Origin of the sequence: Rathayibacter sp. AY1F6, from assembly GCF_002932035.1 — a bacterium.
GTDB lineage: Bacteria > Actinomycetota > Actinomycetes > Actinomycetales > Microbacteriaceae > Rathayibacter.
The window spans coordinates 82,814-100,794 of the sequence record NZ_PSVD01000006.1 but is presented as its reverse complement, the minus strand read 5'-3'; the positions used below and the strand labels follow the sequence as shown (position 1 = coordinate 100,794).

The window sequence follows — 17,981 nt, the reverse complement described above, 5'->3', positions numbered from 1 at the left end:
GCCGACGCCTCCGACAGCGGCTCGGTCTCCGCGGCCCGCCGGGAGGCGCACGGCGTGTCGCGCCGTGCCACCGGCGGCCGGGTGCGGAGCATGATGGAGGGATGGTCGAGCAGCGTCATCCGTGGTCCCGCTACGTCGCCCTGGGCGACTCCTTCACCGAGGGGATCGGCGATCCCGAGCCCGGCAGCCCCGGCGGGCACCGCGGCTGGGCGGACCGCGTGGCGGAGGTCCTGGGCAGCCAGAACGAGGACTTCGCCTACGCCAACCTGGCGGTCCGCGGCCGCCTCCTGCAGCAGATCGTCGACGAGCAGGTCGAGCCCGCCCTGGAGCTGCGCCCCGACCTCATCACCATCTCCGCGGGCGGGAACGACGTCATCCGCCCGGGGACCGACCCCGACGACATCGCGTCCCGCTTCGAGTCGGGCCTCGCCCGGCTCCGCTCCGACGGGGCGACCGTCGTCCTCTTCACCGGAGTGGACGTGGGCTTCTCCCCCGTGTTCGGGCGGATCCGCGGGAAGGTCGCGATCTACAACGAGAACCTGCGGGCGCTGGCCAAGCGGTACGACTGCATCGTCGCCGACCAGTGGTCCCTCCAGGAGATCCAGGACGTGCGGATGTGGGCGCCGGACCGCCTGCACCTCAACCCGCACGGCCACCACGAGGTCGCGCGCATGGTCCTCGAGTCGCTGAACGTCGAGAACGACCTGCGCCCCCTCGCCCCGGAGCCGCTGCACGCCCGCACCTGGCGTGCCGCCCGCACGGAGGACATCCAGTGGGCGCGGGAGTACCTCGTGCCCTGGGTGCTGCGCCGAGTCCGCCACCAGTCCTCCGGCGACTTCATCACCGCCAAGCGGCCCTCCGCCGAGCGCTGGAGCACCGCTCCCGCGGCCTCGGAGCCGGGCTCGGTCGTGCCGGGCAACGCGACGCCGGAGGAGGTCGCCGAGGACATCGCGACCGCCGGCGTGCGGATCGTCGGCGACCGGGCCGCGGATCCCGTGGACTGATCAGTTCCCGGGAGGCGGCGGCTCGCCCCGCGCTCAGCCGAACAGCTCGGCCGGGTGGCCGAGGCGCCAGGCGAAGCCCGGGTCCTCGATCGACCCGTCGGCGACGAGGGGAAGCTCGTACGGGGTGCCGTTGACGTCGACGGTCGCGGTCCCCACGCGCTCGCCGTCGGCGACGGTCTCGAGCGGATCGAGGGCGACCGTGGTCGACGTCGAGACCGCACCCCACACCAGCACGGACCGCGCCTCCGCGGTCTCGGCCGTCGCCGTCTCCCCCCAGGCGCTCGTGAGGGTGCCGTAGTCCTGCCCCTCGACGGTCAGCGGGACGGTCCGGAAGCCCGCCTCGACGGTCGGGACGAGGGTCAGCACGTCCGCGGCGAGCTGCGGGTGCGTGCGCGCGCCCACCACCACGCCGACCAGGGTGACCGGCCGGCCCTCGACGGTCGCGTCGAGCGAGAACAGCAGGCACGAGCCCGCCTCGTCGGTCGTCCCCGTCTTGATCCCATCCACTCCCGAGCGGCCGAGGAGCGAGTTGGTGTTGTCGACCTCGCCGACCCCCGGGATGACCGCGGTCGGCATCGCGACGATCGGAGCGAGCACCGGGTCCGCGATCAGCAGCTCGCCCAGGCGCACCATCTCGGCCGTCGTGCTGACCGTCGCCGGCGAGAGCCCGCTGGTGTCGGCGAGGGAGGTCCGCTCGAGCCCCTGCCCGTCCAGCCAGCCGCGCGCCGCGGCGAGGAAGGCGTCCTCCGAGCCGTACGCCCAGATCGCGAGGGACTTCGCGTAGTTGTTCGCGGACGGGAGCATCATGGCGGTCAGCGCCTCCCGCTCGGTCAGCTGCAGACCCGCGGTGACCGGAGCGTTCGAGCCGTTCTCGGCCAGGGTGTCGTTGTAGTACTGCACGTCCGCGCTCGTGAAGGTGATGGTCTCCCCGTCCGTCCCCTCTGCGATCGGCTTCGCCGCGAGGACGACGAGAGCGGTGACGACCTTGGCGATGCTCCCCGTCGGCACGGTTCCGGTGGAGCCGTAGCGGGCGAGCAGCCCGTCCTCCTCCGTCCCGTCGATGCCCACGGCCGCCACGGCGCCGGAGCCGTAGGCCGGCCAGGCCGGAGCGGGCGCGTCGACGGTGCTCGAGACGGGGTCCACCGCGACGGCGCTCGCCGTCGGCAGCTCCGCGGTCGCGGCGTTGGTCGCGTAGGCACCGCCTCCACCGACCAGCACGGTCGCAGCGACGAGACCGGCGACGACCGCCCCGCGCCGTCGACGCGGTCGCGGCTCCGGCGCGGCGGGCTCCCCGAACAGGTCGAGGGCGTCGTCGGATCGGGTCGGGGAGGTCACCCCGTCATCGTACGGGCGGGCCTCTCACCCGTCCCGGACGCCGCCCCGTCGTCGGACGCGGCGGGTGACGCGCGGCACCGACCCCGATCCAGCGGCGGGAGCGTCAGCAGCAGGTCACCGCGGGGCCGCCGAGCGCCGGAGCCGGGCGGTCAGCGCCCGCGGGTCAGCGCCCACAGTGCGACGGCGCTCGCCGAGGCCACGTTGAGCGAGTCGACGCCGTGCAGCATCGGGATGGTGACGACGGTGTCCGAGGCGGCCAGCGCCGCGCGGCTGAGCCCGTCCCCCTCGGCGCCCAGGACGATCGCGACGCGCTCAGGGCGAGCCGCCGCGTACTCGTCGAGCGGCACCGCGTCCGGAGCGAGCGCCAGCGCGGCGACCGAGAACCCGGCCTCCTCCAGAGCCCGGCGAGCCGGTGCCCACTCGGGGGTGCGGGTCCACGGCACCTGCAGGACCGTGCCCATGCTCACCCGGACGCTGCGACGGTACAGGGGGTCCGCGCAGCGCGGCGTCACGAGGACCGCGTCCGCGCCCATGCCGGCCGCGGCGCGGAAGACGGCGCCGACGTTCGTGTGGTCGACCAGGTCCTCCAGGATCACGACGAGGCGCGCGCCCTCCAGCAGCTCGGCCATCGGCCGCAACGGCGGACGGTGCATCGAGGCGAGCGCTCCGCGGTGGAGGTGGAATCCGGTCAGCTCCTCGATCAGCGGATCCGGCGCCACGAAGACCGGCACCTCGGGGTGACGCTCGAGCACCCCGGCCGCGTCCGGCAGCCGCTTCTCCTGCACCAGGACCGAGCGGGGACGGTGCCCGACGTCGAGCGCCCGCTCGATCACCTTGGCGGACTCGGCGATGTACAGACCGCCCTCCGGCTCCAGCACCCGCCGCAGCGCCACGTCGGTGAGGCGGTGGTAGTCGGCGAGGAGCGGGTGGTCGAGGTCGGTGATGTGCACGATCGGCATCCCGGCAATCTAGGGCACGGCGCGGACTAAACTCGTCCAGGGGCCGCTCGAACGGCCCTCGAAGGAGGCGCGGATGGAGTCGAGTCCGACACCGGTCGCCGAGGGCCCCGAGGCGCTCGCGGTCGAGCAGGCCGTCGAACTCCTCAGCGGGCGCCGCATCGCCGCCGTCACCGGCGCGGGCATGAGCACCGACTCGGGCATCCCCGACTACCGCGGAGCCGGGGCACCGGTGCGCAGCCCGATGACCTACTCCCAGTTCGTCGCCGATCCCGACTACCGCCGCCGGTACTGGGCCGGCAGCCAGCTCGGCTGGCGCCGCTTCACCAGCACGCGCCCCAACGACGGCCACCGGGCCCTGGCCCGGCTCGAGGAGCGCGGCCTGCTCACGGGCGTCGTCACGCAGAACGTCGACGGCCTGCACGTCCGAGCCGGTTCGCGCCGCGTGGTGGATCTGCACGGCTCGGCGGACCGTGTGCGCTGCATGACCTGCGGCCAGTACTTCGCCCGCGACGCGGTGGCCGAGCGGATCGAGGCGCTCAACCCCTGGCTCGACGACCCCGACGTCTCCTCCCTCAACCCCGACGGCGACGCCGAGGTCCACGACGTCTCGGCGATGACCGTCCCCGAGTGCACGGTCTGCGGCGGGATCCTGAAGCCGGACATCGTCTTCTTCGGCGAGTTCATCCCGACCGAGCGGTTCGAGGAGGCGCGCGCCATCGTCGCGGGCGCCGACGCCCTGCTCGTCGCCGGCTCGTCGCTCGTGGTCAACTCCGGCATCCGCTTCCTCGAGATCGCCCGACGCGCCCGGATGCCGATCGTGATCGTCAACCGCGGCACCACCAAGGGCGACTCGCGGGCAAGCATCAAGATCGACGGAGGCACCAGCGAGGTGCTCCGCGAGCTCGCCGAGCGCCTGCCCGCGCGCCGCACCGCCGCCCTCTGAGCTCCCGCCCGCTCCGCACCCGACCTCCCGAGAGGCCCCTGTGACCCAGCTCACCCTCGTCCGCCACGGCCAGACCGACTGGAACGCCACCCGGCGCATCCAGGGCAGGAGCGACATCCCGCTCAACGCGACCGGGCGCGCCCAGGCGCGGGCGGCGGCGCGGCTGCTCGCCGACCGGCGCTTCGACGCGGTGGTCGCCAGTCCGCTGCAGCGCGCCTTCGACACCGGAGCGATCATCGCGCGCGGTCTCGGACTCGACGAGCCGCTGGCGGTGCCGGGCCTGGCCGAGCGCGCCTACGGCGAGGCGGAGGGGATGACCGGTCCCGAGCTCGCCGAGCGCTTCCCCGGAGGCATCGAGCGCGCGCCGATCCCCGGCTGCGAGACCCGCGCCGAAGTCGTCGAGCGGGCGACCGCCGCGCTGCTCGAGGTGGCCGAGCGCTTCCCTGACGCGTCCGTCGTCGTCGCCACGCACGGTGCGGTCATCGGCAGCCTGATCCGCGCGCTCAGCAGCGAGGACCTCCCCGTGCACGGCGTCTCGGTCGGCAACGGCTCCCGGCACGACTTCGCGATCGTCGACGGGGCACTGCGCATCGTCGGCGTCGACGACTCCGGCGACGTGGTCGTGGCGGACGTCGACCTCGACGACGTGCTCAGCCCGGCCCCGGGAGCCTGACGGCCCGCCTCCCGGAGGCGGTCCGATCGCCGGACCGCGTCAGCGCCGGCCGAGGTCCTGCAGGAGCCCGAAGAGCACCCGGGCGGAGTCGCGCCAGGAGAAGGCCGCGGCCCGCTCCCTCGCCCGGGCCGAGTGCGTCCGCCACACGGCGCCGTCCTCGAGCGACCGCACGCCGTCCGCGATGCCCTTCGCGCTCGACGGGTCGACGTACACGGCGGCGTCCTGGGCGATCTCGCGGAAGATCGGGATGTCGCTCACCACGACCGGCGTCCCGAGCGCCATCGCCTCGACCAGCGGGATCCCGAAGCCCTCGTCCCTGCTCGCCGTCACGAGAGCGGTCGCCCGCGCGAGCACCGCACGGTACTCCGCGTCCGGCGCCCCCTGGTGGAACACCAGCTTCGCGGTCGGCGCCAGGGCCCGGAGCGTCTCGACGGTCTCGTCGGTCGCCCGACTCATCAGGTGCAGCTCGTAGTCGGGCAGCAGCCGCATCGCGCGCGCGAGCGTCTCGACGTTCTTGTAGGGCATGAACGAGCCCATGTAGACGAGCGAGCGCGCGGCCGACCGGTCGGGCAGCGATCCCGCCAGAGCGGCGCTCGCCTCGTCGGGCTCGGTCGCCGCGTTCGGGACGACGACCACCGGCCGGGTGGTGAGGCGGTGGGAGCGGATCAGGTCGCGGGTCGTCTCCGAAACGGTGACGACCGCGTCGGCGCGCTGGAGGAGCCTCCGCTGCGGCCACCAGGCGAGGTGGTAGAGCCGCCAGAGCGCGCGCACGGGAGCGGCCAAGTCGCGCGGCGGAGTGCGGTGGCGGTAGTAGATGAGGTCGTGCACGGTCAGGACGAGCCGGTAGCGGCGGCCGAGCGAGCCCATGGTCTGCATCGGCGAGAAGACCACGTCGGGCCGCAGCCGGTTCACCAGCAGCGCGACGAACGGCTCGAACGGGCTGGTCGGCCCGGTCACGCGCTCCCACGGGAGCGACGGGAGCATCGCGAGCTGGCGGCGGTCGCTGATCAGCATGGTCACGTCGTGCAGCTTCGCGAGCTCGCGGACGAGCTCCGCGGTGTAGCGGCTGATCCCGTCGTGCCGCTCGAGCCGGGTGTACCGGCAGTCGACGACGATCCTCATCGGTCGATCCCCTCCTCGAGGGCCGTCCGCAGCACGGCGGCGGCCTCGTCCGGCGTCTCGTAGTGGATCAGGTGGCCGACTCCGTCGATGACGTGCAGGCGGGCGTGCGGCAGCCTCTCGAGCAGGCGGTACTGCGCCGGGAGCGGAGTGATGTCGTCCTGCGCCGCGGCGATCAGCTGGGTCGGCACGCCGATCCGGGAGGCGTACTCGCCGACGTCGTGCGAGACGGAGGCGCGGAACGCCTCGAGGACCGTGTCGCGGGAGGCGAAGGCGCTGAAGTAGCGGTCGTGCTGGTCGTGCACGAAGCGTCGCAGCGCCGGCTCCTTCGTCTTCACCATCGCCAGGCTCATCACCCGCACGATCAACGGGTCGCTGAGCAGGCGGCGTCCGAGGGGCCCCGGCAGGAGCGCGCCGAGCCGGTAGTAGAGGACGGCGAGCCTGGTCAGGACGCCGCGGGGACCCTGCAGGGCGGGCGCGCCGATCGGGTTGACCAGCACCAGGAGCGGAGCGGGCAGCCCGTCCGCGACGGCCGCGGCCGCGACGATCGAGCCGAAGGAGTGGCCGAGGACGGCCGCCTCTCCGCGGAGCCCCAGCGCGTCGAGGAAGGAGCCGAGCCAGGAGGCGTAGCCGTCCACGTCGTGCGGCAGGCGCGTCATGGGGGTCGAGGCGCCGAAGCCGGGCAGGTCGGGAGCGACGACCCGCACGTCCGCTCCCCCGGCGAGCAGACGGGCGACGACGGGCTCGAGGCCGTGGTGCTCGCCGCGGAACCCGTGCACCAGCACGAGGACGCTCGAGGCGTCCGGAGCGCCGTAGGTCCAGTAGGCGGTGCGGGATCCGGCGACGTCCATCGCGGCCTCGCGGACGGGGACACGGCCGAGATCGGAGGCGTAGGGGGAGGGAGTGGTCATCGCGTTCCTTATCGTAGGGAAAGCCCGTCGAAGATCTGGCCGCAACGCCTTGCGTGGCCTCGATCCGAGCCGGGAGCATGATCACGCGCTCGCAACACGGCGCACCGCCCACCCGTCTCGCGAGACGGTCATCCGCTCAGGCAGCAGCAGAAGGAGCACCGTGAGCTTCACGTCGCCGATCCAACTCCCCGGACTCGCCCTCGACCCCCAGTGGTACCGCCGGGCGGTGTTCTACGAGGTGATGATCCGGTCGTACTACGACTCCAACGGCGACGGCGCCGGCGACATCAACGGGCTCGCCTCCAAGCTCGACTACCTGCAGTGGCTCGGCATCGACGCCCTCTGGCTCCCGCCGTTCTACATGTCGCCTCTGCGCGACGGCGGCTACGACGTCTCCGACTTCAAGGCGATCCTCCCCGAGTTCGGCACGATGGAGGACTTCCGCGACCTCGTGCGGAAGGCCCACGAGCGCAACATGCGCATCGTGATGGACTTCCCGCTCAACCACACCAGCGACCAGCACGAGTGGTTCCAGCAGTCCCGGTCCGACCCCGAGGGCCCCTACGGCGACTTCTACGTCTGGAACGACACCGACGACAAGTGGCCGGACATCCGCATCATCTTCGTCGACACGGAGGACTCGAACTGGGCCTTCGACGCCGAGCGCCGCCAGTTCTACTTCCACCGCTTCTTCTCGCATCAGCCGGACCTCAACTTCGAGAACCCCGCCGTGCACGAGGCGATCCACGACGTGGTCAAGTTCTGGCTCGACCTCGGCGTCGACGGCATCCGGCTCGACGCGATCCCCTACCTCTACGAGTCCGACGAGGGCAACGGAGAGGGCGAGCCGCCCACCCACGAGTTCATCAAGAACCTCCGCACCATGGTCGACCGCGACTACCCCGGCCGCATCCTGATCGCCGAGGCGAACCAGTGGCCGCGGGAGGTCGCCGCGTTCTTCGGCACGGAGGAGGAGCCCGAGTGCCACATGGCGTTCGACTTCCCGGTCATGCCGCGCATCTTCTACTCCCTCCGCGCGCAGACGGCGAACGAGCTGAAGAAGGTGCTCTCCGAGACGTTCGACATCCCCAGCGGCGCCGCCTGGGGCGTGTTCCTCCGCAACCACGACGAGCTCACGCTCGAGATGGTGTCCGAGGAGTACCGCCAGGCCATGTACGGCTGGTACGCCTACGACCCGCGGATGCGCTCGAACATCGGCATCCGCCGCAGGCTCGCGCCGCTGCTGGACAACTCGCGTGCCGAGCTCGAGCTGATCAACGCCCTGCTCTTCTCCCTCGCCGGCAGCCCGTTCCTGTACTACGGCGACGAGATCGGCATGGGCGACAACATCTGGCTCAACGACCGCGACGCGTCGCGCACGCCGATGCAGTGGACGCCCGACCGCAACGCCGGCTTCTCGGCCGCCGACCCCGGCAAGCTCGTGCAGCCGATCGTCCAGTCGCTCGTCTACCACTACAACCAGGCCAACGTGGAGGCGCAGCTGGCGCAGTCCCGCTCCCTGCTGCACTGGATGCGGAACGTCCTGCACGTGCGCCGCGGCCACCCGGCGTTCGGCCTGGGGTCGATGCGCGTCCTCGAGACGGACCACGAGTCGGTGCTCGCCTTCGTGCGGGACTACGCCGGCTCGGGCTCCGAGATGGGCGACCAGCCCGAGGAGGTGCTCTGCGTCTTCAGCTTCAACCACAACCCGGTCTCGGTCACGATCACGGACCCGGAGAACCCCGGATCGACGCTCAGCGACCTGTTCGGCGGCGGCCGCTTCCCCGGATTCTCGGACGACGGCACGCTGACGATGACACTCGGCACGCAGGGCTTCTTCTGGCTCCACGTCGCCAAGGCGCACGAGGCCCGCTGACCCGGCAGCACGCCGAGGGGCCTCCGGCCGATGTCGGAGGCCCCCTTTAGGCTGTCGGCGTGAGCACCACCGGAACGACCGAGACGCAGACCGAGCCGATGCTGTTCGACGACGCCGAGCAGGAGCTCGTCCCCTCCGAAGGGGCGCGGTGGTTCGACCTGCTGGCCGTGTTCGACCTCGAGACCACCGGCATCGACGTCCGCACGAGCCGCATCGTCACCGCGCACGTCGGCGTGATCGACGCGGCGGGCGAGCCGATCGAGGGCACGACCTGGCTCGCCGATCCCGGGGTCGAGATCCCGGCCGGCGCCTCCGCCGTCCACGGGATCAGCACCGAACACGCCCGCGCGCACGGCCGCCCCGCCGGCGAGGTCGTGGCCGAGATCTCCGAGGCGCTGCGCTCGCTCCTCGCCCGCGGCATCCCGGTCGTCGTCTACAACGCCCCCTACGACCTCTCACTTCTCGCCCACGAGGCGCGCCGCTGGGGCGTGCCCGTGCTGCTCGACCCGAGCCCCGTCGTCGATCCGCTCGTGATCGACAAGGCGGTGGACCGCTACCGCAAGGGCAAGCGCACCCTGACCCTCGCCGCCGAGCACTACGGCGTCGCCCTCACCGAGGCGCACGACGCGGGCGCGGACGCGATCGCGGCGGGTCGGGTCGCCCAGGCGCTGGGCCGCGCCTTCGCCGACGAGCTCGGAGTCGGCGCGGAGGCCCTGCACGCGCTCCAGGTCGACTGGTGCCGCACCCAGGCCGAGTCCTTCCAGGAGTACATGCGCCGCGTCCGCGACGAGTCCTTCGTCGCCGACGGGGGCTGGCCGGTCCGCCACTGACCCCTCAGGTCAGCGTGCGCCCCTCGCGCAGGAGCGCCACGTACTCCGCGATCCGCCGCTCCCGCGTCGCCGCCCGCTTCAGCTGCGAGAGGCGGAAGAGGAACGCGAAGCGCCTCTGCCCGCCGACGGTCGCGAAGAAGGCCAGCGCCTGCGGATCCGCGTCGAGCGCCCGCTGGAAGTCGTCCGGCACCTCCGCATCGCGCTGCCGGTAGGCCGCGTCCCAGCGCCCGTCGGCACGTGCCCGCTCGACCTCGGCCAGCCCGCCCGGCAGCATCCGACCCTCCGCCAGCAGCCGTGCGACATGATCGCGGTTGACCTTGGACCACGGGCTCGCGCGACGCCGCGGGGTGAAGGCCTGGAGCTTGAACTGCTCGTCGAAGGCTCCCGCCTGACCGTCGATCCAGCCGTGGCAGAGCGCGATGTCGAGCGCCTCGGCGTAGGTGATCCCCGGATCGACGGCGGCCTTCTTCCGCAGCTTCAGCCGGACTCCGTCCGGGTCGGGCTCGCCGCGGAGGTAGGCGTCCCACTCTTCAGGAGTCGTGAACGGCAGGATCGGCTTGTCGGCGAAGGACACCATGCCGGGACGCTACCGCGCCGGCTCCCCGACGGCCACGGCCCGCCCGTCGGCGCAAGCCCTCGCTCCGCGGACCGCGGCGCTGTGGGATCGGGTGAGCACGTGTTCCCCCTCCCCCCCCTCTCGCAAGGAGAAGTCATGCCCACCATCTGCACGGTCACCGTCCTCGGCAGCGGAGTGCTCGGCTCCCAGATCGCCTTCCAGTCGTCCTTCCACGGCTTCGCCGTCACCGTCTACGACCTCTCCGACGACGTCCTCGAGTCGGCGCGCGAGCGGCTCCGCGGTCTTGCGGGCGTCTACGAGTCGGTGCCCGGCGGCGTCGCCGGCGGACCGCAGGAGGCGCTCGACTCCCTCCGCCTCACCTCCGACCTCGCGGAGGCTGTCGCCGACGCCGACCTCGTGATCGAGGCCGCCCCCGAGGACCTGGGCCTGAAGCAGGAGCTGTACGGCCGCCTGGGTGCGCTCGCTCCCGAGCGCACGGTCTTCGCGACCAACTCGTCCACGCTGCTCCCCAGCGACCTGAAGGCCTCGACCGGCCGACCCGACCGGTTCCTCGCGCTGCACTACGCCAACCACGTCTGGGCGCAGAACACGGCCGAGATCATGGGAACGGCGGACACGGACCCCGCCGTGGTCGACGCCGTCGTGGAGTTCGTCGTCTCCAGCGGCCTCGAGCCCATCAGGCTGCAGAAGGAGAAGGCCGGCTACGTCCTGAACTCGCTGCTGGTGCCGCTCCTCAACGCCGCGTCGGGTCTGCTCATGGGCGGCTACGCTGACCACGAGACCATCGACAAGACCTGGAGGATCGGCACCGGCGCCCCTCTCGGACCCTTCCAGATCTTCGACGTCGTCGGTCTGCGGACCGCCTACAACATCGCCGCCGCGGCCCCGGACGAGGCCTCCCAGGCGTTCGCCGCCCACCTGAAGACGGAGTACGTCGATCGCGGCCGCCTCGGAACGGCCACCGGAGAGGGCTTCTACCGCTACTGAGGACCGCCCCGCGGGAACGACGAAGGGCCCCCGACCGTGAGGTCGAGGGCCCTTCGAGGAGTGCTACTTGCCGAAGTTCTTGTAGCGGCTGTTGAACTTCTCGACGCGGCCGGCCGAGTCCATGATGCGCTGCTTGCCCGTGTAGAACGGGTGCGAGGCGGAGGAGATCTCGACGTCGATGACGGGGTAGGTCACGCCGTCGAGCTCGATCGTCTTGCTGCTCTTCGCGGTCGAGCGGGTGAGGAAGGTCTCACCGGACGCGAGGTCGCGGAAGACGATCGCGGAGTACTCGGGGTGGATGTCGGTCTTCATGGTCGTGTCCTGTCGTCGATGGTCCTGAACCGCACCTGTCGTCGACGGGAACGGGTGGATGAGGGCGGGCGCACCGCGAACGGGCCCGAACCAGCTACCGAGAATACCAGACCGGCAGCGCGCGCAGAAGTCGCGCCGCGCCCGGACCCCGGAGCCGGGGTCAGCCGCGGGCGCGGGCCGAGAAGCGCCCGTTCTCGCGGGTGAGAGCGATGTCGAGCCCGAAGGTCTCGGCGAGCGTCGCCTCGGTCAGGGACTCGGCCAGCGGGCCCGCCGCCACCACCGCTCCGTCGCGGAGGAGCAGGGCGTGGGTGAAGCCGTCGGGGATCTCCTCGACGTGGTGGGTCACCATCACGATCGCGGGCGACGCCGGGTCCTTAGCGAAGCCGCCCAGCAGCTGGACGAGCTCCTCGCGGGCGCCGAGGTCGAGGCTCGCGGCCGGCTCGTCGAGCAGGAGCAGCTCGGGGTCGGTCATGATCGCGCGGGCGATCTGGACGCGCTTCTGCTCGCCGTCCGAGAGCGTCCCGAAGGTGCGCTCGGCGAGGTGCTCGAGCTTCCACTCGGACAGCACGCGGCGGGCGCGGCGCTCGTCGATCGCGTCGTAGCCCTCGTTCCAGCGGCCGGTGACGGCGTAGGCGGCGGTCATCACGACGTCGAGCACGCTCTCACCCGCCGGGAGGCGGCGCGCCATCGCGGTCGAGGCGTAGCCGATGCGCGGGCGCAGCTCGAACACGTCGACCCGGCCGAGGGTCTCCTCGAGCAGGTGCGCGGCACCGGTCGAGGGGTAGTTCTGCGCGGCGGCGATCTGCAGGATCGAGGTCTTGCCCGCCCCGTTGGGGCCGAGGATCACCCAGCGCTCGTCCTCGGCCACGTCCCACGACACGTGGTCGAGGATCCGCTTGCCGTTCCGGACGAAGGACACATCGACGAACGAGACAACGCTGGGCATGGGAGCCATTCTAAAGGAGGCGGCCGGGAGGCTCAGACGAGCGAGTCGTAGATCGCCCGGGTGTCCCGCGCGATCTGCGTCCAGCTGAAGTGGCTCTGCGCGCGCTCGCGGCCCGCGGCGCCCATCCGCTTCGCCGTCTCCGGGTCGGCGACGACCTCGGCGAGGACGGCGGCCAGGTCGGCGACGTAGCGCTCCGGGTCCACGGGGGTACCGGTGCCGTCGGTGACCTGCTCGATCGGGACGAGACGGCCGGTCACGCCGTCGTCGACGACCTCCGGGATGCCGCCGGTCGCCGTCCCGACGACCGCCGCACCGCAGGCCATCGCCTCGAGGTTGACGATGCCGAGGGGCTCGTAGATCGAGGGGCAGACGAACGTGGTCGCGTTCGTCAGGACCGCGGAGAGCTGGTGGCGCGGCAGGTGCCGGTCGATCCAGACGACGCCGGTGCGCTCCTCCTGGAGGCTGCGGACGAGGGAGGTGACCTCGGCCATGATCTCGGGGGTGTCGGGGGCGCCCGCGCAGAGCACGAGCTGCACCTCGGGAGGCAGGGTCGCCGCGGCGCGGAGCAGGTAGGGCAGGCCCTTCTGCCGGGTGATGCGGCCGACGAAGACCACGGAGGGGCGCGAGGGGTCGATGCCCAGCTCGGCGAGGACGGCCTCGTCCTCGACCGGGTGCCAGGCGTCGAGGTCGATGCCGTTGTAGACCACGTGGACCTTCGCCGGGTCCAGGGCCGGGTAGGAGCGGAGGATGTCCTCGCGCATGCCGCCGGACACCGCGATCACGGCGTCGGCGTTCTCGTACGCCTCCCGCTCGATCCAGCTCGAGACGCGGTAGCCGCCGCCGAGCTGCTCGGCCTTCCACGGACGCAGCGGCTCGAGGCTGTGCGCCGAGACCACGTGCGGGATGCCGTGCAGGAGCTGGGCGAGACGCCCCGCGGCGTTGGCGTACCAGGTGTGGGAGTGGACCAGGTCGGCCCCCGCCGCGTCCTGCGCGATCTGCAGGTCGACCCCGAGGGTCTGCAGCGCGCCGTTCGCCTCGGCGAGCTCCGCGGGGACGGAGTACGCGAACGTGCCCTCCTCCTCGCGCGGCGCGCCGAAGCAGCGCACCACGACCTCCAGGTCGCTGCGCAGCGCCTTGGTGAGCTCGGCCACGTGGACACCGGCTCCCCCGTACACCTCGGGCGGGTATTCCTTGGTCAGCAGATCGACTCGCACCCCCGAACCGTAGTACAGGGCACTCCCCCGGCGACAGCCGGGGTCCACGGGGAGGCCCGAGCCCCTACTGTGGTGCCATGCAGTCAAAGAAGATCTTCGGCATCGTCCTCGCCGGCGGCGAGGGAAAGCGCCTCATGCCCCTCACGGCGGACCGGGCCAAGCCCGCGGTGCCGTTCGGCGGGCAGTACCGGCTGATCGACTTCGCGCTGTCCAACCTGATCAACTCCGGTCTCACTCAGATCGTCGTGCTGACGCAGTACAAGTCGCACTCGCTCGACCGCCACGTCTCGCAGACCTGGCGCCTCTCCGGGCTCCTGAACTCCTACGTCGCCTCGGTCCCCGCGCAGCAGCGCCTGGGCAAGCGCTGGTTCAGCGGCTCGGCCGACGCGATCCTGCAGAGCCTCAACCTGATCCGCGACGAGAAGCCCGACATCGTCGTCGTGGTCGGCGCCGACCACGTCTACCGCATGGACTTCTCGCAGATGATCGACGCGCACATCACGTCCGGTGCGAAGGCGACCGTCGCGGCCATCCGCCAGCCGATCGAGCTCGCGGACCAGTTCGGCGTCATCCAGCTCGCCGGTGACGAGGCGGGCGACGGCATCGTCCCGACGATGATCTCCGAGTTCCTCGAGAAGCCCAAGGACGCCGTCGGCCTGGCCGACTCCCCGCACGAGGTCCTCGCCTCCATGGGCAACTACGTCTTCGACGCGGACGCCCTGATCGACGCGGTCATCCGCGACGGCGAGTCCTCCACGTCGGACCACGACATGGGCGGCGACATCATCCCCGACTTCGTCGCGCGCGGCGAGGCCGGCGTCTACGACCTCAAGCTCAACGACGTCCCCGGCTCGACCGACCGCGACCGCTACTACTGGCGGGACGTCGGCACCATCGACTCCTTCTTCGAGGCCCACCAGGACCTCATCTCGGCGCTGCCGGTCTTCAACCTCTACAACCAGCAGTGGCCGATCTTCTCGTCGCAGCTGAACTCCCCTCCGGCCAAGATCGTCCGCGACGGCAAGGGCAACATGGGATCGACGGTCGACTCGGTCGTCTCGCTCGGCACCGTGATCTCGGGCGCGCACATCGAGCGCAGCGTCGTCGGGCCCTGGACGGTCATCGAGTCGAACGCGACGGTCACCGACTCGGTGGTCTTCGACAAGGTCCGCATCGGCCCTGACGCGCTGGTCGTCCGCGCTATCCTCGACAAGGACGTCGTCGTCGAGCCCGGTGCTCGAGTCGGCGTGGACCACGACCGCGATCGCGAGCGCGGGTTCACCGTCACCGAGTCGGGCATCACCGTCGTCGGCAAGGGCGTCGTCGTCCACCCGTAGCACCCCCGCGGGTCGAGCTCTGCGCCCCGGCGCGCCCACCCGACCGATCGGACCGGCCCATGAGTGAGCGTCCTGCGACGCCTGCCCGCTTCCTCGTCGTCCTCGACGCGGACTCCACCCTCCTCCAGGACGAGGTGATCGAGCTCCTCGCGGTGCACGCCGGCTCCGAGGAGCGCGTCGCCGCCGTCACGGAGCGGGCGATGCGCGGCGAGCTCGACTTCGGCGAGAGCCTCCGCGAGCGGGTCGCCACTCTCGCCGGGGTCCCGGAGTCGGTGCTCCCCGGTGTGAGCTCGGGCGTCCGCGTCACGCCCGGCGCCGCCGAGCTCGTGGCCGGCGTCCACTCCGCCGGCGGCCGCATCGGAGTGGTGTCCGGAGGGTTCCACGAGGTCCTCGACCCGGTCGCCGGTGCGCTCGGCCTCGACTTCGTCCGGGCCAACCGCCTCTGCTGCGGGGGCGGCCTGCTGACCGGAGCGGTCGACGGGGCGGTCATCGACGCCGCGGCCAAGGCGGAGGCGCTCCGCGAGTGGGCGGCGGTCTCGGGCGTCCCGCCGCAGCGCACGATCGCCGTCGGCGACGGTGCGAACGACCTGGAGATGATGGCGGTCGCCTCCCTCGCGGTCGCCTTCAACGCCAAGCCCCTGGTGCGCGAGCGCGCCGACCTCGTCGTCGGCGGCCTCGACCTGTCGCAGCTGCTGCCCGTCCTCGGCCTCCGCGGCTGAGGCCCGCCTCCCCCGCCCTCAGGGGCGTCAGCGGCCCGCGATCGCGACGAGTCCGGCGCAGCCGAGCGCCAGCGCCCAGCTGACGAGCGAGCCCACCAGGAAGTACTCCGCCTTCTCGCCGCTGCCGCCGTCGCGGGAGATCTCGGGGAAGCGCACGATCCCCTTGGCCGCGAGCACGGCACCGGCGAGGCCGATGGCTCCGGCGAGCGTGAGGCCGGCGATCAGCAGCCGCTCCAGCGGTCCGATCGTGCGCCCGCCCTGGAGGTCCGGCAGGCGGGCGTCGGCCGGCTCCCGACGCGCGAACCGCTCGCTCCAGCGTGGACGCGGCGCGGGCTCGGCCTGCGGGAGCTCGCGGAACAGCGCCGCCCGCACGATCACGTTGCCGCTCTCCAGCAGGAAGAGCCCGGCTCCGACCGCCAGAGCGAGCTGCTCGATCGGAGGGAGCGTGTTCGCGACGGTTGTCGGCGCGAGCGGCCCCGTCGGGACGCCAGCGGCGCGGTCGACAGCGGTCAGCACCAGGACCGCCGCGACGAGGGCGACGGCCGGACGCAGACCCCCGGGCGGCCGCGCGTTCTCGACGGTCGTGGTCGTCAGCAGCCAGGCTCCGGCCAGGACGACGACGATCGCCGCACCGAGCGGCGGGGCTCCGACGAGGAGCGCTGCGGTCACGGCTGCGGCGGCGAGCACGGGGATCGCGAGGAGGGCCCCACGGCGGCGGAGGTGCGTGCGCGCGAGGTCGCCGAGGCCGATCACGGCGAGCAGCAGCGCCGTCAGCACGTCTCCTCCAGCAGGCGCGCGCCGGCGAGGAGGGCGCCCGCTCCCGCACGCCGCAGCGCCTGCGAGACGGCGGGCTGCGAGATCGACTCCTGCTCGCCCAGCTCCTTCTGCGACGCTCCGCGCAGGCTCCCCAGCACGAGCCGGCGATCGCGCGCGCTGAGCGCTCCGACCAGGGCGTCGCGGGAGAGGAGGTAGGCGTTGACCGCCGCCTCGCCGGAGTCCCCGTCGGCGTCCCCGGCGACGAACCATCCGCGGGCCGTGGGCACGGCACCGTCCTCGAGCGCGTGGGCGCGATCGATGGCCTCGCGGGCGTGCCACCAGCCGGACCCGTCCTCGAGGTCCCCGGCGATCCCCGACCCGACCACCCGCACCTCGCCCAGGCCGATGCCGGCGCGGCAGTCGACGCCGGCCGGGAGCGAGAGGCGCGCCTGCAGCGTCGCTCGGAGCGCGGCGTGGACAGAGGGGTAGATCGCCTGGAACTCGTCGCCGACCGTCGGGTGCAGGGGCTGGATCGCCGGGACCGCGGCCTCCACCTCGGCGAAGCCCCGCTCGATCTCGCGCTGAGCACCCGCCCGGTCGACGAGGGAGCGGGAGGTCACCAGGTCCAGGAGCACGGCGACGACATCTGAGGAGGTCATCGCATAAGCCTAGAGCTTATATCCGTCGGATATAAGCCCAGGGCTTATCGGTCAGTGGCCCATCCCGAGGCCGCCGTCGACCGGGATCACGGCACCCGAGATGTACGCCGCCTCGTCGCCGGCCAGCCAGCGCGTGACCTTCGCGACCTCGGCAGCGGTGCCGTAGCGGGCGAGCGGGATGCTCTTCCGGTACTCCGCCTGCTGCTCCGGCGAGAGCTCCGCGGTCATGTCGGTCTCGATGAAGCCGGGAGCGACGACGTTGGCGGTGATGTTGCGGGCGCCGAGCTCGCGGGTCAGCGAGCGGGCGAAGCCCACGAGGGCGGCCTTCGACGAGGAGTAGTTGATCTGGCCCGGCGACCCGTAGAGGCCGACCACGCTGGAGATGAGGACGACGCGGCCGAAGCGCTGCTTGAGCATCCCCTTCGATGCGCGCTTGACGACGCGGAACGCCCCGGTGAGGTTCGTGTCGACGACGGACGTGAAGTCCTCCTCCGTCATGCGCAGCAGCAGGGTGTCGCGGGTGATGCCCGCGTTCGCCACCAGGATCTCGACCGGGCCCAGCTCGGCCTCGACCTGCGTGAACGCGGCGTCGATGGAGGCGGCGTCGGTCACGTCCGCGACGACGGTGAGGGAGCCCTCCGGACCGGAGCCCGAGCGCGCGGTCACGGCGACCCGGTGACCGGCGGCCACGAACTCCTGGGCGATGGCGAAGCCGATCCCCCGGTTGCCCCCGGTGACGAGGACGGTGCGCGGCGTGGTCATGGTGTCCCTCCTGCCGGCGCTCGTGCGGCGCCGGGCGACCCGTACATCCTAGAGGCGCGTCG

The 17,981-nt window shown here is 72.3% G+C and carries 19 protein-coding genes; 8 read left to right on the top strand and 11 right to left on the bottom strand.

What is annotated here, in order from left to right:
- Positions 1-101: 101 nt before the first annotated feature.
- The gene (locus C5C44_RS07700; protein ID WP_104335631.1) at positions 102-1,004 is read left to right on the top strand and encodes an SGNH/GDSL hydrolase family protein; all 903 of its coding nucleotides are present in this window, start codon (positions 102-104) and stop codon (positions 1,002-1,004) included.
- Between the two features lie 33 nt (positions 1,005-1,037).
- Here C5C44_RS07700 and C5C44_RS07695 read toward each other — a convergent pair whose 3' ends face one another.
- Positions 1,038-2,339, bottom strand: coding sequence for a D-alanyl-D-alanine carboxypeptidase family protein (locus C5C44_RS07695; RefSeq protein WP_104221982.1), 1,302 nt, complete (start codon positions 2,337-2,339; stop codon positions 1,038-1,040).
- A 149-nt stretch (positions 2,340-2,488) separates the two neighbouring features.
- A complete protein-coding gene (locus C5C44_RS07690) occupies positions 2,489-3,298 on the bottom strand; it encodes an RNA methyltransferase (RefSeq protein ID WP_104335630.1) in 810 nt (269 codons plus the stop codon).
- A gap of 73 nt (positions 3,299-3,371) precedes the next feature.
- Between C5C44_RS07690 and C5C44_RS07685 the strand changes: the two genes are divergently transcribed.
- Both C5C44_RS07685 and C5C44_RS07680 read left to right on the top strand, forming a co-directional pair.
- Complete coding sequence (locus C5C44_RS07685) at positions 3,372-4,241, top strand: Sir2 family NAD-dependent protein deacetylase (RefSeq protein ID WP_104221978.1); 870 nt, start codon at positions 3,372-3,374, stop codon at positions 4,239-4,241.
- 40 nt (positions 4,242-4,281) lie between these two features.
- Positions 4,282-4,914 (top strand): histidine phosphatase family protein, encoded by a 633-nt coding sequence (locus C5C44_RS07680; RefSeq protein ID WP_104221976.1) that lies wholly within the window; start codon positions 4,282-4,284, stop codon positions 4,912-4,914.
- A 39-nt stretch (positions 4,915-4,953) separates the two neighbouring features.
- Here C5C44_RS07680 and C5C44_RS07675 read toward each other — a convergent pair whose 3' ends face one another.
- Both C5C44_RS07675 and C5C44_RS07670 read right to left on the bottom strand, forming a co-directional pair.
- The gene (locus tag C5C44_RS07675) at positions 4,954-6,036 is read right to left on the bottom strand and encodes a glycosyltransferase family 1 protein (protein WP_104221974.1); all 1,083 of its coding nucleotides are present in this window, start codon (positions 6,034-6,036) and stop codon (positions 4,954-4,956) included.
- On the bottom strand, positions 6,033-6,944 hold the full coding sequence (locus C5C44_RS07670; RefSeq protein WP_104335629.1) for an alpha/beta fold hydrolase: 912 nt from the start codon (positions 6,942-6,944) through the stop codon (positions 6,033-6,035). Before C5C44_RS07670 ends, C5C44_RS07675 begins: the two co-directional genes overlap by 4 nt.
- Positions 6,945-7,104: 160 nt before the next feature.
- Between C5C44_RS07670 and treS the strand changes: the two genes are divergently transcribed.
- Positions 7,105-8,820: a maltose alpha-D-glucosyltransferase gene (gene treS, locus C5C44_RS07665; RefSeq protein ID WP_104335628.1), complete on the top strand. Its 1,716-nt coding sequence runs from the start codon at positions 7,105-7,107 to the stop codon at positions 8,818-8,820.
- A gap of 98 nt (positions 8,821-8,918) precedes the next feature.
- Positions 8,919-9,650, top strand: a complete 732-nt coding sequence (locus C5C44_RS07660) for a 3'-5' exonuclease (protein ID WP_104222136.1) — start codon at positions 8,919-8,921, stop codon at positions 9,648-9,650.
- 4 nt (positions 9,651-9,654) lie between these two features.
- On the opposite strand, the gene C5C44_RS07655 is transcribed toward C5C44_RS07660, so the two are convergent.
- Positions 9,655-10,227 (bottom strand): YdeI family protein, encoded by a 573-nt coding sequence (locus tag C5C44_RS07655; RefSeq protein WP_104221968.1) that lies wholly within the window; start codon positions 10,225-10,227, stop codon positions 9,655-9,657.
- A gap of 135 nt (positions 10,228-10,362) precedes the next feature.
- Between C5C44_RS07655 and C5C44_RS07650 the strand changes: the two genes are divergently transcribed.
- Positions 10,363-11,214, top strand: coding sequence for a 3-hydroxyacyl-CoA dehydrogenase (locus C5C44_RS07650; RefSeq protein WP_104335627.1), 852 nt, complete (start codon positions 10,363-10,365; stop codon positions 11,212-11,214).
- Between the two features lie 63 nt (positions 11,215-11,277).
- Here C5C44_RS07650 and C5C44_RS07645 read toward each other — a convergent pair whose 3' ends face one another.
- The 3 genes from C5C44_RS07645 to glgA form a co-directional block, all read right to left on the bottom strand.
- Entirely contained in the window at positions 11,278-11,526 is a 249-nt protein-coding gene (locus tag C5C44_RS07645) for a type B 50S ribosomal protein L31 (RefSeq protein ID WP_068253003.1), read from the bottom strand.
- A 160-nt stretch (positions 11,527-11,686) separates the two neighbouring features.
- A complete protein-coding gene (locus C5C44_RS07640) occupies positions 11,687-12,472 on the bottom strand; it encodes an ABC transporter ATP-binding protein (protein ID WP_104221964.1) in 786 nt (261 codons plus the stop codon).
- Between the two features lie 32 nt (positions 12,473-12,504).
- Entirely contained in the window at positions 12,505-13,686 is a 1,182-nt protein-coding gene (gene glgA / locus C5C44_RS07635) for a glycogen synthase (protein ID WP_104221962.1), read from the bottom strand.
- Positions 13,687-13,763: 77 nt separating this feature from the next.
- Between glgA and C5C44_RS07630 the strand changes: the two genes are divergently transcribed.
- Together C5C44_RS07630 and serB are read left to right on the top strand one after the other, a co-directional pair.
- Positions 13,764-15,023: a glucose-1-phosphate adenylyltransferase gene (locus C5C44_RS07630; protein ID WP_104221960.1), complete on the top strand. Its 1,260-nt coding sequence runs from the start codon at positions 13,764-13,766 to the stop codon at positions 15,021-15,023.
- Positions 15,024-15,082: 59 nt separating this feature from the next.
- A complete protein-coding gene (serB, locus tag C5C44_RS07625) occupies positions 15,083-15,742 on the top strand; it encodes a phosphoserine phosphatase SerB (RefSeq protein WP_104221958.1) in 660 nt (219 codons plus the stop codon).
- Between the two features lie 27 nt (positions 15,743-15,769).
- Here serB and C5C44_RS07620 read toward each other — a convergent pair whose 3' ends face one another.
- Genes C5C44_RS07620 through C5C44_RS07610 form a run of 3 tightly spaced genes read right to left on the bottom strand, consistent with a single transcriptional unit; the run spans position 15,770 to position 17,919 of the window.
- Positions 15,770-16,519 (bottom strand): hypothetical protein, encoded by a 750-nt coding sequence (locus C5C44_RS07620; protein WP_104221956.1) that lies wholly within the window; start codon positions 16,517-16,519, stop codon positions 15,770-15,772.
- Entirely contained in the window at positions 16,513-17,157 is a 645-nt protein-coding gene (locus C5C44_RS07615; RefSeq protein ID WP_104335626.1) for a SatD family protein, read from the bottom strand. The genes C5C44_RS07620 and C5C44_RS07615 overlap by 7 nt, the downstream gene beginning before the upstream one ends.
- Positions 17,158-17,208: 51 nt before the next feature.
- Positions 17,209-17,919 (bottom strand): beta-ketoacyl-ACP reductase, encoded by a 711-nt coding sequence (locus C5C44_RS07610; protein WP_104225284.1) that lies wholly within the window; start codon positions 17,917-17,919, stop codon positions 17,209-17,211.
- Positions 17,920-17,981: the final 62 nt, after the last annotated feature.

Bases quoted from the DNA above. Each gene is read 5' to 3' on its own strand.
- C5C44_RS07615 (WP_104335626.1), bottom strand. From the start codon at position 17,157: ATGACCTCCTCAGATGTCGTCGCCGTGCTCCTGGACCTGGTGACCTCC.
- C5C44_RS07685 (WP_104221978.1), top strand. From the start codon at position 3,372: ATGGAGTCGAGTCCGACACCGGTCGCCGAGGGCCCCGAGGCGCTCGCG.
- C5C44_RS07675 (WP_104221974.1), bottom strand. From the start codon at position 6,036: ATGAGGATCGTCGTCGACTGCCGGTACACCCGGCTCGAGCGGCACGAC.
- C5C44_RS07630 (WP_104221960.1), top strand. From the start codon at position 13,764: ATGCAGTCAAAGAAGATCTTCGGCATCGTCCTCGCCGGCGGCGAGGGA.
- C5C44_RS07640 (WP_104221964.1), bottom strand. From the start codon at position 12,472: ATGCCCAGCGTTGTCTCGTTCGTCGATGTGTCCTTCGTCCGGAACGGC.
- C5C44_RS07660 (WP_104222136.1), top strand. From the start codon at position 8,919: ATGCTGTTCGACGACGCCGAGCAGGAGCTCGTCCCCTCCGAAGGGGCG.
- C5C44_RS07645 (WP_068253003.1), bottom strand. From the start codon at position 11,526: ATGAAGACCGACATCCACCCCGAGTACTCCGCGATCGTCTTCCGCGAC.
- C5C44_RS07650 (WP_104335627.1), top strand. From the start codon at position 10,363: ATGCCCACCATCTGCACGGTCACCGTCCTCGGCAGCGGAGTGCTCGGC.
- C5C44_RS07670 (WP_104335629.1), bottom strand. From the start codon at position 6,944: ATGACCACTCCCTCCCCCTACGCCTCCGATCTCGGCCGTGTCCCCGTC.
- C5C44_RS07690 (WP_104335630.1), bottom strand. From the start codon at position 3,298: ATGCCGATCGTGCACATCACCGACCTCGACCACCCGCTCCTCGCCGAC.
- C5C44_RS07610 (WP_104225284.1), bottom strand. From the start codon at position 17,919: ATGACCACGCCGCGCACCGTCCTCGTCACCGGGGGCAACCGGGGGATC.
- C5C44_RS07700 (WP_104335631.1), top strand. From the start codon at position 102: ATGGTCGAGCAGCGTCATCCGTGGTCCCGCTACGTCGCCCTGGGCGAC.
- serB (WP_104221958.1), top strand. From the start codon at position 15,083: ATGAGTGAGCGTCCTGCGACGCCTGCCCGCTTCCTCGTCGTCCTCGAC.
- C5C44_RS07655 (WP_104221968.1), bottom strand. From the start codon at position 10,227: ATGGTGTCCTTCGCCGACAAGCCGATCCTGCCGTTCACGACTCCTGAA.